The sequence below is a fragment of the Salinimicrobium sp. WS361 genome, from assembly GCF_050750585.1.
Classification (GTDB): domain Bacteria; phylum Bacteroidota; class Bacteroidia; order Flavobacteriales; family Flavobacteriaceae; genus Salinimicrobium.
The window spans coordinates 178,887-194,568 of record NZ_JBOJLM010000005.1; the positions used below are offsets into that span (position 1 = coordinate 178,887).

Consider the following 15,682-nt stretch of genomic DNA (forward strand, 5'->3'; position numbering starts at 1 on the left):
TGTAAGCCGGTTCAGAATAAAAAACAGCAGCTGTTTCAAGAAAATGCAACGTCTTTTCCAGCATTTCACATAAAACAATTTAATGTCGTTTAAAAAATTAAATTTAGATGAGGCCTTACTTAAGGCGCTCGAAACTCAGGGTTATGATATGCCCACCCCAATACAAAAACAGGCCATTCCAGTAGTTCTTTCAGGAAAAGATCTTTTAGGAGTAGCCCAGACCGGAACAGGAAAAACAGCCGCTTTTGGCCTTCCTATCCTCCAGTTACTAAATGAGAAAAAATTCTCAGGAAAAGGAGTAAGATCCCTGATCCTTACCCCAACAAGGGAGCTCGCCATACAAATAGACGAGAGCCTTGCAGCATACGGCAAGCATACCAGGCTTAAACATTCGGTTATTTTTGGAGGTGTTTCTCAACATTCGCAGGTTGAAAAGCTTAAACGAGGGGTAGATATTCTTGTCGCCACCCCAGGCCGCTTACTGGATCTTATGAACCAGGGCTTTATCAACCTTAAAACTCTCGAGATCTTTGTTCTTGATGAAGCCGACAGGATGTTGGATATGGGTTTTATTCACGATGTAAAAAAGGTTATTAAGAGCCTGCCAGAAAAAAGGCAGACCCTTTTCTTTTCGGCCACCATGCCCGATGAAATACAGAATCTGGCTAAAATGATGCTGAAAAATCCGGTGAAAGTAGAAGTTACTCCGCCGTCTTCAACAGTAGATAAAATTGATCAAAGGGTTTATTTTACCAACAAACCTGATAAGAGAAAATTACTTCTTCATCTCCTGGAAAGCAACGGCATTGAAAGTGCCCTCGTCTTTACCCGTACAAAGCACGGTGCAGATAAAGTTGCCAGATTCCTGGATAAAGCAAAAATCAATTCGGCAGCTATTCACGGGAATAAAAGTCAGAATGCGAGGCAAAACGCATTGAAGAACTTCAAAAGCGGAAAACTGAATGTACTGGTAGCAACCGATATTGCCGCCCGTGGAATCGACATTGATGAGTTAGGACATGTATTTAACTTCGATCTCCCTAACGTTCCCGAAACTTACGTACACCGAATTGGACGTACCGGCCGTGCCGGAAACGAAGGTATTGCCATCTCGTTTTGTGCAGCCGATGAGCGCAAGGAATTAAAAGATATAGAAAAACTGGCATCTATTAAGATCCCGGTGGTAGAGGAACACCCCTACCCTATGGATTTAAACGCAGCGCCTGCGCCTGTAGCCGCTAACCAAAACCGCGGCCGCAATAACAGGCAGAGTAACAGAAGACGGTGATTTCAAGTGATCAGTGATCAGTTGGCAGGAAAATATTATAAAAATGAAGACTCTATTCCACCGGAATAGAGTCTTTTTTAATTGGTACATCTCCATTGAGATTCCTCCTTCGTCGGAATGACAACCCCGGATTCATCTATTATTAAGAGCGCAGCTTTTGCGAAACGAAGACTCTTTTTATGATTTCTGTTTTGATTCCGGCCGGAAATCGTATTTTGAACTTCTAACCTCGTACTTCTAAATCATCTTGCCAGGTAGCCGCCGTCTATAGGATAATATGCTCCGGTGGCAAATGAAGCTTTGTCGCTGCCGAGCCAAAAGATCAATTCGGCTACTTCATTGCTCCTGCCCAATCGTCCTATGGGGTGTAAAGAAATTAAATGCTTTTTTATATCCTCATCAAGCTGGTCTAACAAAGGAGTGTCAATAAATGCCGGCCCCACAGCATTGATCCTAATATTCTGAGAAGAATATTCTATAGCCGCATTACGAGTTAAACCAACAGCAGCGTGTTTTGCAGCCACATACCCGGCAGATCCTTCAAAGCCCACACTACCTAAAATAGAAGAGATATTAATGATGCTCCCATGCCCATTTTTCAGCATAGCTGCGATTTGGTACTTCATTCCGTAGAAAATGCTGTGCAGGTTGATATCTATCACCCTGTGCCAACCCTCCAGGCTCATATCGCCAATTTTGTTAGCCTCGCCGCCAATACCTGCATTATTCACAGCAATATCAAGCTTTCCGTAGGTTTTGACAGCATAATCTACCAGGGCCTTATTTTCGGCCGCTGAGGCTACATCTGTTTTAAAGAAACTGGCTGTACCACCAGATTTCTTAATGCGTTTCACTACTTCCTCCCCTGCTTCAGAATTAATGTCAGAAACTACAACTTTAGCACCTTCACGGCCAAAAAGAAGAGCTGTAGCCTCTCCTATTCCCGAGGCCGCACCTGTGATAATTACAACTTTATCTTTCATAACACTCTGATTTAATTTATTGTAAATTAAAAAATACAGCAATTGAAAAGCATGATTAAAATCAGGAAGCGTTTGAAGAGGGATAAAAATTTGCTATTTTAGAGAGGTATGAAAAAATCTATATCGGGAGTAACAATAGTGCTGCGGCAGGGTGATATTGCGAATCAGGGAGATTGTGAGGCAGTGGTCAATGCAGCCAATGCACAGCTGGAAACTGGCGGCGGAGTCGCGGGAGCTATTCACACAGCCGCAGGCCCGGAGCTTGCTAATGAAGCCCGGACAATGGCACCTATAAAACCGGGAGAAACTGTAATAACAAAAGCGTATGATCTCCCAAACCAATACGTTATTCATTGCCTGGGGCCGGTTTACGGGCAGGACAAACCTGAGGACAAATTGTTGGCTAACTGTTATACAAATGCCCTGGAACTGGCTGAAGAAAAGCAAATTTCTTCTATTGCTTTTCCGGCTATCTCAACCGGCATTTTTGGATATCCTGTAGAAGACGCTGCAAAAGTGGCTTTCACAAAAATCATAGAAAGCATTTCTTCTCTTAAACATCTCAAAAACATCATTTTTGTACTGTATAGTGAAAAAGATTTGAACGTACACAAAAGAGTGCTTGAGCAAATTATGCAGGGGAAAGAATATTTAGGCTGAGCCTTTCACGCCTTGTAAGTTGCTGGTTGTAAGGTTGCGGGTTAGTTGCCGATAAATTTTTTCATTACCGAATTTGATTTTTACTACCTTAAACCTTAAACCTTGAACTTTGAACTTTGAACTTTGAACGTTAAACTTTCACGACCATCTTACCCATGTTACGTCCCTCAAACAGACCTATAAACGCTTCAGGAAGTTTATCAAAGCCTTCTACGGTAGTTTCATCATAGTCGAGGCTTCCATCCTTTAACCAGCTGCTTAACTGCCGCAGCGCTCTTCCGAAGTCTTTTGCGTGATCACGAATCAAAAAGCCCTGCATCAAAGCCGTTTTTTTGATGAGAATATTTTCGGGACGTGGCCCTGTTGGCACATCGGTTTCATTGTAAAGAGATATCGCACCACAATTAATGATTCGGGCGTCTTTATTGATGGTTTGCAACACAGCATCCAGAATTTCACCTCCTACATTGTCAAAGTAAACATCAACCCCATCGGTACAAATCCTTCTAATGGCATCGGCCATGTCCTCCTCTTTATTGTAGTTTAGTCCTTTGTCAAGGCCAAATTTTTCTTCCAGATGTTTTACTTTTTCATCGCTACCGGCAATTCCCACTACCATGCAGCCTTTGATCTTTCCAATTTGCCCGGCTATGCTTCCCACGGCGCCGGCTGCACCTGAAACTACAAGGGTCTCTCCAGGTTTAAGTCGTCCAATTTTATCAAGCGCCAGGTAAGCAGTTAGCCCGGTTAATCCCAGCACGCCGAGAAAGGCTGGTAAAGGTGCGAGTTCGGGATCTACCCTGTTCAAGCCGGTACCGGCAGAAACCTGCAGCTCCTTCCATTTTAGCATCCCTGAGACATACTCTCCTTTTTGAAAATTTTGATTCTTGCTTTCCACAACCTCGGCCACCACCATAGATTCCAGCGGCTCATTGAGCTGAAAAGGAGGAATATAAGATTCTTCATTTCTCATTCTTCCACGCAGATATGGATCTACCGAAATATATAATGCTTTGAGCAGAATCTCTCCTTCTCCTGGCTTTGGGTCGTTCTCTTCAACAGTTTCAAAATCTGAAGTGGAAGGCTTCCCTGCAGGACGATTCCTGAATATTATGGTTTTGGACATGATTGGTTGGTTTTAATTGAAGATAAGGCTTCTCCAGCATTTTCACAAGCTGAGATTCGGGTAATTCCAAATTTTAAGAAGATCAATTTATCGTTTTAAACCAAATCCAAAAATTGTTCTAAAATCCACATTCCGCAGTACATTCCGCAGTACATTCCGCAGTACATTCCGCAGTACATTCCGCAGTACGTTCCGCAGTACATTCCCATGGCAGTTTCCAGGCATTAACTGCAAAATAGTCGCCTGATAATTTATAATTATTCTATGAGCGTGGCAGTCCAGGGCCGGTGTGTAATTCCGTCGGAAGTAAGAAAAGTGTATGTTCCGCTCATTTCATTCTCATGGAGCTCACCTGTAAGAATATAGCTCTCGCCTTCATCATCAGGGATCATATCATAGGTTAAAACATTGCCTTCCATACTCCACTCTCCCCATAGATCGAACATCCCATCAGGATCTGTAGGTTCACTATAGAATGCTGTACCATCTTCATGAAAAACTGCATGGCCAATCCAGGAAGTATCTTCGTCATGATGGTAAGTAATTCCCCATTTAGATCCTTCCAGGCCTTTTGTTTCAATACTCAACTCTTCTCCATAAGCCGTACCCGCCTCATTTGTAGCAAAGATTCTAAAGTAGTAGCTGTTTCCCGGAACAAGACCCTCAATCTTTACAACAAAAGAGCTTTCAGATTGTTTTTGAGTACTTTTTGATATGGAGGTGGTAGCACTTTGCCCTTCGGGCAATGCAACATTATCTTCAAGAGTGGGATTGGGATTGGGGCCCCAAACAACCCCATAAGACTGAATTTCACTATCAGTTTCCATGACGGTTCCTGAAATCTGGACAGAAGTATAGGTGATGACAGCTTCAGATTCATCACTTACTGTGACTACTTCGGGTAATTGCGGCTCGCGGTCTTCATCTTCTGAATCGCACCCCAAAAATACGCTTAAGAACATAAGAAGATAAATACCTTTTAATAATGGAAATTTCATAACATCTGTTTTTAAAATGAACGAGAAAGTTACCCGAAAGTTCCACTCAAGGCAATACCCTCTTGTAGGTATTTTACTGATTTAAAGCACCTTAAATATAAAATAAACCGGTTTTATCCATAAAAAAAACCTCTCTGGTTTCCCAGAGAGGCTTTAAATATTTAAAAATTTCAGGAAATTAGTTCTTTCCTTCCATTTTATCTTTCAACGCCTGAAGTTCTGCGTTAACATCACCAATAGTAGTGTTGCTTTGAGCTTGTTGTGCAGCGGCTTTCTTTTGGGCCTGCTTTACAATTTGCTGCTCTTCTTCCTTGTGGATAGCAGTGTGAGATGCTACCACTCTCTTGAATTCTTTATTGAATTCAATGATTTGGAATTCTGCAGATTCTCCCTGCTTCAGTTTGCTTCCGTCTTCTTTTTCAAGGTGACGTTGCGGAACGAATGCAGTGATATCTTCATTAAAGTCTATAGTCGCACCTTTGTCAACGATCTCTGTAATTGCAGCTGTGTGAGTAGTTCCTACAGCGAATTCAGATTCGTATTTATCCCAAGGGTTAGACTCAGTTTGCTTGTGACCAAGGCTTAACTTACGTCCTTCTACATCTAATTCAAGAACAACTACCTCAAGTTTATCACCTACATTAGTGAATTCACTTGGATGCTTGATCTTCTTAGTCCATGAAAGGTCAGAGATATAGATAAGTCCGTCAATTCCTTCTTCAAGTTCTACGAACACTCCGAAGTTAGTGAAGTTACGAACGATACCAGTGTGTCTTGAACCTACAGGGTACTTAGAAGTGATGTCAGTCCATGGATCTGGAGTCAATTGCTTGATACCAAGAGACATTTTTCTGTCTTCACGATCTAAAGTAAGGATTTGAGCTTCAACCTCATCTCCAACGTTCACGAAGTCCTGAGCTGAGCGCAGGTGAGTACTCCATGACATTTCAGAAACGTGGATAAGACCTTCAACACCTTCAGCAACTTCGATAAATGCACCGTAATCTGCGATCACAACTACTTTACCTTTTACTTTGTCACCTACTTTAAGGTTCTCGTCAAGAGCTTCCCATGGGTGTTTGCTAAGTTGTTTAAGACCTAACTGGATTCTTGTTTTAGCCTCATCAAAGTCAAGGATAACAACGTTCAGTTTTTGATCAAGTTCAACGATCTCATTTGGATGGTTGATACGTGACCAGCTAAGATCGGTGATGTGAACAAGTCCGTCAACACCTCCAAGGTCAACGAATACACCGTAAGAAGTAATGTTCTTAACAGTACCTTCAAGTACCTGACCTTTTTCAAGCTGCCCAATGATCTCTTTTTTCTGCTCTTCGATATCGGCTTCAATAAGTGCTTTGTGAGATACAACAACGTTCTTAAATTCGTGGTTGATCTTAACAACTTTGAATTCCATTGTTTTACCTACGTATGCATCGTAATCCCTGATTGGTTTCACATCAATTTGTGAACCAGGAAGGAAAGCTTCAATACCAAATACGTCTACGATCATACCACCTTTTGTGCGACATTTCACGTAACCGTTCACGATAAGACTTTCGTCGTGTGCTTTGTTCACACGATCCCATGCCATAATAACACGAGCCTTACGGTGAGAAAGGATCAACTGTCCTGTAGCATCTTCACGAACATCAATCAATACCTCTACTTCATCTCCAACTTTAAGATCTGGGTTGTAACGGAACTCATTAAGAGAAATTACACCTTCACTTTTTGCATTGATGTCAATGATCGCATCACGATCTGTAATGTTGATCACTTTTCCGGTAACTACTTCATCATGTAAAGTGTCAACGAAATTTTCTGCTACAAGCTTTTCAAATTCTTCCAGCTTTTGATCGTCGATAGGATCAATTCCTTCTTCGTAGTTGTGCCAGTTGAATTCCTTTAAGAATTGCTCAGGATCTTGTTGCTGTACCTCTGCATCAGGTTGAGACTTAGTCTCCATACCTGCTACCGGTTGAATTTCAGCGTTTTCAGAACCCTGAACTTCTTGATTTTTTGTTTCTTCAGCCATTGCTGATAATTAATTTGTATCCTGTATTCTTCCGGAAGATATTTGCAATAAAAGAACACAGAAGTGTTTATAATATTGATTTTCAACCCTTTTAGTCTCCCGACCTATTGCTAAAAGGAGTGCAAAAATACAACTAATATTGACAATTGTCAATATTTTAGATATGAGAATCAGAAATTGTATAATGTATATTGTATAATGTGGATTCTAAGATGATCTTTGCATCACATCTTAAATGTGACTTTAGCCACGAATACACGAATCTTTTGAATCATTCATATTTCCCGCTGATTTCGCAGATATACGCAGATAAAAACGAGAGCTGCCAAAAGGATTCATCTTCAAATCAACAAATCTTCAAATCTTCAAATTAAGCCATTGGAATTTGGCCCTCCTGCGCTTTGGCTTCGGCGGGTAAATGCTTGTAATTTGAAATCAACCGGAACCTCTCGACTCCGCTCGAGGTGACATTTGAGAAAGTTGGAATTTGGTGCTTATTAATTGCTAATTATTAGATGTGAGATATGACATAGAAGATTAAGGAGCTGAAGGATTGTTTCCCGCAGATCACACAGATTATCGCAGATCTTCAAATCTTCAAATCAACAAATCTTCAAATCGATAATTTTTGGCATTTGGTGCTTTGTTAGTTACTAATTGCCTCCTTGTAAAGCTCCAGGATCTTCTCAAATTGTCCTTCAAGCGTGAGGTGGGAATTGTCTATTTCTTTTGCATCTTCTGCTTTTACAAGAGGGGAATCTTTTCGTGTGGTGTCTAAAAGGTCTCTTTCTTCGACATTTTCAAGCACCTCCTGGTAGGTCACTTCTTCTCCCCTTTCAGAAAGCTCCTTGAACCTTCTCTGAGCACGCTCCTGGGCACTGGCTGTCATGAAAATTTTAAGCTCGGCATTTGGAAAAACCACTGTCCCAATATCACGCCCGTCCATTACAATGCCTTTTTCCCTGCCCATTTCCTGTTGTTGCGCAACCAGCATTTCCCGCACCTGTGGCACCGCTGCAATCTTACTCACATATTGGGAAACCTGCATTTGTCGGATCTCTTTTTCCACATTCTCAGCATTTAGGTACATTTCACCAAAACCCACTTCAGGATTAAAGATAAACTTCAGTTTTATAAGGGAAAGATCGGCTATAAGTCCGGCAACATCAAAATTATTTTCAGAAATAAATTTTTTCCGCAGCGCATAAAGGGTAACTGCCCTATACATCGCGCCAGTATCTACGTATACGTAGCCTAACTCTTTGGCTAGCTGCTTTGCCACGGTACTTTTACCTGTTGATGAAAACCCGTCTATTGCAATGGTGATCTTTCTGGTCATAAATGTTGGTTCTTCAGCTTAAAGAGCCAGAAATAAAGACTCTCAAAAATGCCATTTTTGGCACCTCTGCAAAAATAGGTATTTCTTACAGGTTTAAAAGGAAATCGTTCTTAAACAAAAAAAGCCCCGCTGTTAGCGGGGCCTAGTTTCAATTACCTTCTATAACTGTTTAGGATTTTTAACCTTCTCATCGAGGATAGCCAGGTCAATGACCTCAGACATTTCCTTCACATAATGAAAAGTAAGGCCATTAAGATATTCTTCTTTAATATCTTCTATATCCCTTCGGTTTTCTACACAAAGTATGATCTCTTTAATGTGGGCCCTTTTTGCAGCGAGGATCTTTTCTTTGATCCCGCCCACCGGAAGCACTTTACCCCGCAAGGTGATCTCTCCCGTCATGGCGATGCTTTTCTTCACTTTTCGCTGGGTGAATAACGACACAAGGGAAGTAAGCATGGTAATTCCTGCACTGGGGCCATCTTTTGGAGTAGCACCTTCGGGCACGTGAATGTGAACATTATATTTCTCAATTACCTCGGGGTCTATCCCAAGGGCTTCAGCATTTCCTTTAATATATTCCAAAGCAATGGTAGCCGATTCTTTCATCACTTTCCCCAGGTTCCCGGTAATATTGAGGGAGCCTTTTCCTTTAGAAAGAATAGATTCAATAAACAGGATATCTCCTCCTACCTGCGTCCAGGCCAGGCCTGTAACCACCCCGGCAGTCTCGTTATCTTCATATTTGTTGCGCTCGAGTTTGGGGCTGCCTAAAACATCAAGTACATCTGAATCTTTTATTTTGATATTGTATTCCTCTTCCATCGCCATATTCTTGGCAGCATATCGCACCATTTTGGCAATCTGCTTTTCAAGGCTACGCACACCAGATTCCCTGGTGTAACCCTCAACTATCTTCTCCAGCTGTTTTTTGCCAATTTTCAGGTTGTCTTTGGTAAGGCCGTGTTCTTTTAATTGCTTCGGAAGTAAATGCTGTTTCGCAATCTCAACTTTCTCTTCAATGGTATATCCGGTCACGTTGATGATCTCCATCCTGTCACGTAACGCCGGCTGAATGTTACCCAAATTATTTGCAGTAGCAATGAACATCACCTTGGAAAGGTCAAAAGGCATTTCCAGGAAATTGTCGTGAAATTCACTGTTTTGTTCGGGATCCAACACCTCCAGTAAAGCTGAAGAAGGGTCTCCACTATGACCTATACTCAGTTTATCAATCTCGTCAAGAACAAAAACAGGGTTGCTGGTTCCTGCCTTTTTGAGAGACTGAATAATCCTACCCGGCATAGCACCGATATAAGTTTTTCTATGCCCCCTTATTTCGGCCTCATCTCTAAGTCCGCCAAGGGAAACCCGCACATATTCTCTGCCTAAAGCTTCGGCAACAGAACGGCCCAGGCTGGTCTTACCAACTCCTGGAGGCCCGTAGAGACATAAAATAGGAGATTTCATGTCATTTCTAAGCTTAAGCACCGCAAGGTATTCTATGATCCTTTCCTTCACGTCTTCAAGACCGTAGTGATCGCGGTCAAGAATACGCTGGGCACGCTTAAGGTCGAATTTGTCTTTACTGAAGTCATTCCACGGCAGTTCCAGGAACAGGTCCAGGTAATTCCGCTGAATGGAATATTCGGCCACCTGCGGATTCATCCGCTGCATTTTGGACAATTCTTTAGTGAAGTGCTCTTTTACATTTTCAGACCATTTCTTCTTCTTAGCGCGGGCACGCATTTCTTCCACTTCCCCTTCATGAGAAACGCCACCCAGTTCTTCCTGGATGGTTTTCATTTGCTGGTGAAGAAAGTATTCCCGCTGCTGCTGGCTCATGTCACTTTGCACTTTGCTCTGAATGTCATTGCGAAGTTCCAGCTTGTGATACTCCACATTCATGAACTTAAGCGTGGAAAGTGCACGTTCTTTAAGATCATTGGTTTCAAGCAGCTTCTGTTTCTCCTCTACAGAAAGATTCATGTTTGAAGAGACAAAATTGATCAGGAACGAAGGACTTTCAATATTTTGAATGGCGAAAGAAGCTTCCGAAGGTATATTAGGGCTGTTCTTAATGATTTGTAAAGCCAGCTCTTTTATTGACTCGATAATAGCTTTAAATTCCTCATTTTCTTCTGCAGGACGTGCCTCGGGCACTTCAATGATCCTGGCCTTCAAAAATGGCTTATCGGCAATCACTTCATCTACTTCAAAACGCTTTTTACCCTGGATGATCACAGTAGTGTTTCCATCGGGCATTTTAAGAACTCTAAGAATCCTTGCAACTACACCAATCTTATTAATATCCTGCGCAGTGGGATTTTCTACCTTCTCATCCTTTTGAGAAACCACCCCAATAACCTTAGTATCGTTGTTGGCTTCATTAATAAGTTTTATAGAAGCATCCCGACCTGCCGTGATAGGTATTACCACCCCGGGAAAAAGCACTGTATTTCTCAAAGGTAAAATAGGTAATACTTCAGGAAGGTCTTCCTTATTTATTTCTTCTTCATCTTCAGGCGTCATTAGGGGAATCAATTCTGCATCTTCATCTATTCCCTGTAATGACAGACTGTCAAGATTTTTAAATTTTGTTCTGCCCATATCTGTTTTTAAGTCAAACTGTCACTGCAGTTATTATATCATTATCTGTTAAGTTACTTTACTACCTTTACTCATACTGTGTTACAGGCGATTAAAGTACATTTTAGACACATTATTTCAATTCTTATGCCAACGTACAGAAAATCAATTAAAAGAAAAATCTTCGAAACTGTAACAATCTCTGTTCTATCTCATCTTTATAGTAAAGCTTTTAGATTTTGACACTAACCACCACACATATTGATGAGCTTTTGGAGAAATGCCGCCGGGGAGACGAGCGTGCCCAAATGAAAGTGTATAAAAAGTACAGCAAAGCGATGTACAACGTGGCGCTGCGCATTGTAAAAGACTCTGCGGAAGCTGAAGACATTATGCAGGAATGCTTCTTAAAAGCCTTTGACAAACTTGACACTTTTGAAGGGACATCAACATTTGGCGCATGGCTTAAAAGGATAGTGGTAAACCACAGCATAGGAGTGTACAATAAAAACACCCGGTATACTGAAGTGGAATACCACGACCAATTCAAGCATGCAGCCGATGAATCGGCAGGGATAGCTTCCGAAGAAGAAGAGCAGAATCCAAAAGTAAAGATGATCTTAAAGACCATGGAATCTTTAAAAGAAAATTACCGGGTAGCCTTAATCCTCCATTTAATTGAAGGTTATGATTACGAGGAGATATGTGAAATTTTAAACATTACCTACGCCAATTGCAGAACAACAATTTCACGGGCTAAAGAAAGCCTTCGCACCAAATTACTGAGCTATGAAAAATGATAACGATTTAAAGGACCTTTTTGAGGGGCTGGATTTCGATATTGCCGAACCTACACCACGGCATGAAGATCGCTTCAGGGAAAAACTACGGCAACGCCCTCAAATAAAGAAACCCAGGCACAACGGATTAATTAGCCTGTGGCTTCCTGTGATGGCAATAGCAGCAAGTTTTCTTGTAGCAGTACTCATCTTTCAGGGGGTATTTAACAACCCCTTTACAGGAGAACAGGAACTGGCAAATGTTTCACCAGAGATGAAGCAAACCCAGGAATTCTATTCTTCGGTAATAAGAACTGAACTAGCCGCATTAAAGGAGCAAAAAACACCCGAAAATGAAGCAGTGATCAATGATGCTCTAACTCAACTGGACATCCTTGAAAAGGATTATGAAACCTTAAAAAAAGACCTGGGAAAAAGTGGCCACGATCAAAGAGTGATCTACGCTATGATAACAAATTTTCAAAAAAGAATTGACCTGTTAAAAATGGTACTTGAAAAAGTAAATGACATAAACACCCTAAAAAACACAAATCATGAAAACAAAACTATATAAGGCTTTGATCGTCCTCTTCCTTATCCCGGCAGTAGCCTGTGCAGAAGGAGATCTTAGAGGAAAGTATACCAAACAAAAACGAGTACAAAAAGAATTCAAAGTGTCGGCCAATGACATGCTGAAGATCTCCAATAGCTACGGCAACATCGACGTTGTAACCTGGAACCAAAACCGCGTAGAAATTGATGTCATTGTTCGAACAAACGGGAATGACGAAGAAAAGGTTGAACAACGCCTAAGGGAAATTGATGTTGCTTTTAACCAAACCAGTGGGCAGGTAACAGCAAGAACCATTCTGGAAAAAAACAATAATAATTCCTTTTGGGGAAGTCTTTTTGGCGGTAGCAGCAGCAATGTTAACATAGAGATCAACTACAGGGTGAAAGCCCCGGTAACCAACCGTGTAGATCTTTCTAATGACTACGGAAGCATTAACCTCGACAAGCTTAAAGGTGATGCTCAAATCTCCTGTGACTACGGAAAGATCATGATAGGCGAACTTCACGGGAATAACAACCAGCTGGATTTTGACTACACCCGAAACAGCAGCATTGGCTATGTAAAACGTGCTAGGATCAACGCCGATTACTCTGAGTTCACCATAGATGAAGCCGGAACCCTGGACCTGAGTGCCGATTATACAGATTCCAACATTCTAAAAGTAGAACATCTATCTTTCAACAACGACTACGGCTCCCTAAAAGTGGAAAAATTAAAGAACATGAAAGGAGAAGGCGATTACCTGGGAATAAAACTGGGACTTTTGTACGGCAGCCTCAATCTCAATATGGATTACGGTTCACTGGTAATTCAAAAGATCATGCCCAGCTTTAAAGACATCAATATCAACAGCGATTACACCGGAGTGAAGCTGGGATATGACAGGGAAGCCCCTTTTAGCTTTGAGATAAAAACGGCTTATGGAGGTGTTAATGGAGTAAATAACAGTAACTTCACTGTAAATAAACGCAACCAAAGCGGCAGTGATAATTATTACCAGGGATACCACCGCACCGAAAATACAGGAGGAAAAATCTATGTAGATTCCAGCTATGGCAGTGTTTCCTTTACCGATTAATATTTAAAGAACATCAATCACCCAAAAAACAATAATCATGAAAAAATTATTATCAACACTTTTTGTAGCCCTCTTTTGTATCACCGCAACCCAGGCACAATGGTGGCAGGGAACCAAAAAAATAGACGGCAACGGGAATATGGTTTCAAAAACCAGGACAGTACCAAGTTATGATGCAGTATCTCTTACCGGCTCTATGGATGTGATCCTGGTAAAAGGCAGGGAAGGAAGTTTAAAAATTGAGGCCGAAGAAAACCTGCAACAGCATATTGAAACCGAAGTTAGTGGCGGAAGGCTCAAAATTTCAGTTGAGAAAGGCTATTCTTTAAATCCTTCCCGAAATAAGGGCATTACCATTACCGTTCCTTTTACAGATATTGAAGAGGTGAGCTTAACAGGGTCTGGCGACATACGCTCCAATGACCTGGTGAAATCCAGCAATTTCTCTATCAACATCACCGGTTCGGGTAATGTAAAACTTCCGGTTGAAACCAGGAATGCTTCAGCAAGTATTACAGGATCTGGGGATATTGACCTCTCTGGCAAGGCCGAAGATTTTGATTGCAAGGTAACAGGATCTGGAGATATAAGTGCTTTCGATTTTAGGTGTAAAAACGTTTCTGCAATGGTAACAGGATCGGGAGATATTCAGGTTTATGCATCAGAATCTTTAAAAGCCAGCACTCCGGGTTCGGGAGATATCGAATACAGGGGAAATCCTAAAAAAGAGGATTTCAGGACTATGGGTTCTGGATCTATCAGCAAAAACTAAGACTTCAGAAGTAACTGCGGCTTAAAGACCTCATCCCGGAAGGGTGTCAAAAAGGGGGTTTTAAGCCGCGTCTTTTTTTGAAAGTTTTCCCGTACGAGGCACCTTCAGCAGTAAAAATACTCCGATCAAAAAGAAGGCAGTAAGAAAAAGAATTGAATACCTGATGCTCCCAAAGACCTGGGTTACCAAACCATAAAGCGACATCCCTATCACAATGCCAATTTTTTCTGAAACATCATAAAAACTGAAGTAACTGGTAGTGTCCGGCGTGTCTTGAGGCAGCATTTTGGAATAAGTAGAGCGTGAAAGGGTTTGTATACCGCCCATTACCAGCCCTACAAGCCCTGCAGCGATATAGAACTGCATAGGTGTTTTTACAAAAAATGCGTAAATGCAAATGCCAATCCACAGTACATTTACCAGGATAAGAGTCTCAATATTTCCCATTTTTGAAGAGAGCCGGGAAGTTATAGTTGCTCCTGCCACAGCCACCAGCTGAATTAACAGTATACTTACAATCAATCCTGTTGTTGCATCCTGCCCTGTCCAGTTCACTTCTTCTATGCCAAAATAAGTGGCGATCAACATCACGGTTTGTACCGCCATACTGTACACAAAAAAGGCCCGCAGATACTTCTTTAACTGCAGATTATTTTCAAAAGACCTCCAGATCATTCTAATTTCTTTGTACCCGTTAAAAAGTACATCTCGCGTGAGTTTTTCTTTCTTGTTGCCTTTTGGAAGATAATAATAAGTGATCTGGCTAAACCCAATCCACCAGATCCCGGTAAGCACGAAGGAAATACGGGTGGGCATGGCTTCACTTTCAAACCCGAACCACTCGTAGTTAAGTACCAGCATAAGGCACATGAGCAGAAGAATTACACTCCCAACATACCCCAAAGAAAATCCTTTTGCACTTACCTTATCCTGTTGGTTAGGAAAGGCAATATCGGGCAGGTAGGAATTGTAGAAGACAAGGCTGGCCCAGAATCCCACCAGCGCAAGAAAATAACAGACCAGTCCAAAAATGAGGTTTTCGAGACTAAACCAGAATAACCCGATGCAGGACAGGGCGCCAAGGTAGCAGAAGAATTTCAGAAAGTTTTTTTTATTCCCCACATAGTCTGCAATCCCCGAGAGGAACGGACTTATCACAGCCACCAGCATAAATGCCATGGCGGTCACGTAACTAATGAGGGAATCGTTATTGAAATTTAAACCAAAAAGTTGCACGGTATCCTGTATCACCCTGCCGTCTTCATCTTTCACGATAGTGAGAGCAGCATAGAAAATAGGGAAAATGGTAGAAGCTATTACAAGGCTGTAGACCGAATTTGCCCAGTCGTAAAAAGCCCAGGCATTGAGCAATTTTTTACTTCCCTTGGGGAGTTTTTTCATGGAGTAACAAATTAAAAGAGCTGCCAATTTTGGCAGCTCCTAAAATACTGTTTTTTT

14 protein-coding genes are annotated in these 15,682 nt (G+C 41.6%); 6 read left to right on the forward strand and 8 right to left on the reverse strand.

Going from position 1 to position 15,682, the window contains the following annotated elements; translation table 11 throughout:
• The first annotated feature begins 82 nt into the window (after window positions 1-82).
• Window positions 83-1,288 (forward strand): DEAD/DEAH box helicase, encoded by a 1,206-nt coding sequence (locus tag ACQ93I_RS06860; protein WP_431697816.1) that lies wholly within the window; start codon window positions 83-85, stop codon window positions 1,286-1,288.
• 242 nt (window positions 1,289-1,530) lie between these two features.
• Here ACQ93I_RS06860 and ACQ93I_RS06865 read toward each other — a convergent pair whose 3' ends face one another.
• Entirely contained in the window at window positions 1,531-2,271 is a 741-nt protein-coding gene (locus ACQ93I_RS06865) for an SDR family NAD(P)-dependent oxidoreductase (protein WP_431697817.1), read from the reverse strand.
• A gap of 108 nt (window positions 2,272-2,379) precedes the next feature.
• Here ACQ93I_RS06865 and ACQ93I_RS06870 point away from each other — a divergent pair, with 108 nt between their 5' ends.
• A complete protein-coding gene (locus ACQ93I_RS06870) occupies window positions 2,380-2,931 on the forward strand; it encodes a macro domain-containing protein (RefSeq protein WP_431697818.1) in 552 nt (183 codons plus the stop codon).
• 130 nt (window positions 2,932-3,061) lie between these two features.
• Here the strand turns inward: ACQ93I_RS06870 and ACQ93I_RS06875 are convergent, their stop codons facing one another.
• The 6 genes from ACQ93I_RS06875 to lon form a co-directional block, all read right to left on the reverse strand.
• Window positions 3,062-4,057 carry an NADP-dependent oxidoreductase gene (locus tag ACQ93I_RS06875; protein ID WP_431697819.1) on the reverse strand — a complete coding sequence of 332 codons (996 nt, stop codon included), beginning with the start codon at window positions 4,055-4,057 and terminating at the stop codon, window positions 3,062-3,064.
• Between the two features lie 87 nt (window positions 4,058-4,144).
• On the reverse strand, window positions 4,145-4,282 hold the full coding sequence (locus tag ACQ93I_RS06880) for a hypothetical protein (protein WP_431697820.1): 138 nt from the start codon (window positions 4,280-4,282) through the stop codon (window positions 4,145-4,147).
• Window positions 4,283-4,314: 32 nt separating this feature from the next.
• Window positions 4,315-5,055, reverse strand: coding sequence for a fibronectin type III domain-containing protein (locus ACQ93I_RS06885; protein WP_431697821.1), 741 nt, complete (start codon window positions 5,053-5,055; stop codon window positions 4,315-4,317).
• A 178-nt stretch (window positions 5,056-5,233) separates the two neighbouring features.
• Window positions 5,234-7,093, reverse strand: a complete 1,860-nt coding sequence (gene rpsA / locus ACQ93I_RS06890; RefSeq protein WP_266069555.1) for a 30S ribosomal protein S1 — start codon at window positions 7,091-7,093, stop codon at window positions 5,234-5,236.
• A 646-nt stretch (window positions 7,094-7,739) separates the two neighbouring features.
• Complete coding sequence (gene cmk / locus ACQ93I_RS06895; protein WP_431697823.1) at window positions 7,740-8,432, reverse strand: (d)CMP kinase; 693 nt, start codon at window positions 8,430-8,432, stop codon at window positions 7,740-7,742.
• A 159-nt stretch (window positions 8,433-8,591) separates the two neighbouring features.
• Entirely contained in the window at window positions 8,592-11,042 is a 2,451-nt protein-coding gene (gene lon, locus ACQ93I_RS06900; protein WP_431697824.1) for an endopeptidase La, read from the reverse strand.
• Window positions 11,043-11,260: 218 nt separating this feature from the next.
• Here lon and ACQ93I_RS06905 point away from each other — a divergent pair, with 218 nt between their 5' ends.
• The 4 genes from ACQ93I_RS06905 to ACQ93I_RS06920 are packed head-to-tail and all read left to right on the forward strand — an operon-like array spanning window position 11,261 to window position 14,224.
• Window positions 11,261-11,821 carry an RNA polymerase sigma factor gene (locus ACQ93I_RS06905; protein ID WP_431697825.1) on the forward strand — a complete coding sequence of 187 codons (561 nt, stop codon included), beginning with the start codon at window positions 11,261-11,263 and terminating at the stop codon, window positions 11,819-11,821.
• Window positions 11,811-12,374 (forward strand): DUF4179 domain-containing protein, encoded by a 564-nt coding sequence (locus ACQ93I_RS06910; RefSeq protein WP_431697826.1) that lies wholly within the window; start codon window positions 11,811-11,813, stop codon window positions 12,372-12,374. Before ACQ93I_RS06905 ends, ACQ93I_RS06910 begins: the two co-directional genes overlap by 11 nt.
• Entirely contained in the window at window positions 12,355-13,452 is a 1,098-nt protein-coding gene (locus ACQ93I_RS06915) for a hypothetical protein (protein ID WP_431697827.1), read from the forward strand. Before ACQ93I_RS06910 ends, ACQ93I_RS06915 begins: the two co-directional genes overlap by 20 nt.
• Window positions 13,453-13,489: 37 nt before the next feature.
• Window positions 13,490-14,224, forward strand: a complete 735-nt coding sequence (locus tag ACQ93I_RS06920) for a head GIN domain-containing protein (protein WP_431697828.1) — start codon at window positions 13,490-13,492, stop codon at window positions 14,222-14,224.
• Window positions 14,225-14,284: 60 nt separating this feature from the next.
• On the opposite strand, the gene ACQ93I_RS06925 is transcribed toward ACQ93I_RS06920, so the two are convergent.
• Entirely contained in the window at window positions 14,285-15,625 is a 1,341-nt protein-coding gene (locus ACQ93I_RS06925) for an MFS transporter (protein WP_431697829.1), read from the reverse strand.
• Window positions 15,626-15,682 lie beyond the last annotated feature (57 nt).

Coding starts and splice junctions, on each gene's coding strand:
- rpsA (WP_266069555.1), bottom strand. CDS start 7,093: ATGGCTGAAGAAACAAAAAATCAAGAAGTTCAGGGTTCTGAAAACGCT.
- ACQ93I_RS06910 (WP_431697826.1), top strand. CDS start 11,811: ATGAAAAATGATAACGATTTAAAGGACCTTTTTGAGGGGCTGGATTTC.
- ACQ93I_RS06880 (WP_431697820.1), bottom strand. CDS start 4,282: ATGCCTGGAAACTGCCATGGGAATGTACTGCGGAACGTACTGCGGAAT.
- ACQ93I_RS06865 (WP_431697817.1), bottom strand. CDS start 2,271: ATGAAAGATAAAGTTGTAATTATCACAGGTGCGGCCTCGGGAATAGGA.
- ACQ93I_RS06925 (WP_431697829.1), bottom strand. CDS start 15,625: ATGAAAAAACTCCCCAAGGGAAGTAAAAAATTGCTCAATGCCTGGGCT.
- ACQ93I_RS06915 (WP_431697827.1), top strand. CDS start 12,355: ATGAAAACAAAACTATATAAGGCTTTGATCGTCCTCTTCCTTATCCCG.
- cmk (WP_431697823.1), bottom strand. CDS start 8,432: ATGACCAGAAAGATCACCATTGCAATAGACGGGTTTTCATCAACAGGT.
- ACQ93I_RS06870 (WP_431697818.1), top strand. CDS start 2,380: ATGAAAAAATCTATATCGGGAGTAACAATAGTGCTGCGGCAGGGTGAT.
- ACQ93I_RS06875 (WP_431697819.1), bottom strand. CDS start 4,057: ATGTCCAAAACCATAATATTCAGGAATCGTCCTGCAGGGAAGCCTTCC.
- ACQ93I_RS06885 (WP_431697821.1), bottom strand. CDS start 5,055: ATGAAATTTCCATTATTAAAAGGTATTTATCTTCTTATGTTCTTAAGC.
- ACQ93I_RS06920 (WP_431697828.1), top strand. CDS start 13,490: ATGAAAAAATTATTATCAACACTTTTTGTAGCCCTCTTTTGTATCACC.
- lon (WP_431697824.1), bottom strand. CDS start 11,042: ATGGGCAGAACAAAATTTAAAAATCTTGACAGTCTGTCATTACAGGGA.
- ACQ93I_RS06860 (WP_431697816.1), top strand. CDS start 83: ATGTCGTTTAAAAAATTAAATTTAGATGAGGCCTTACTTAAGGCGCTC.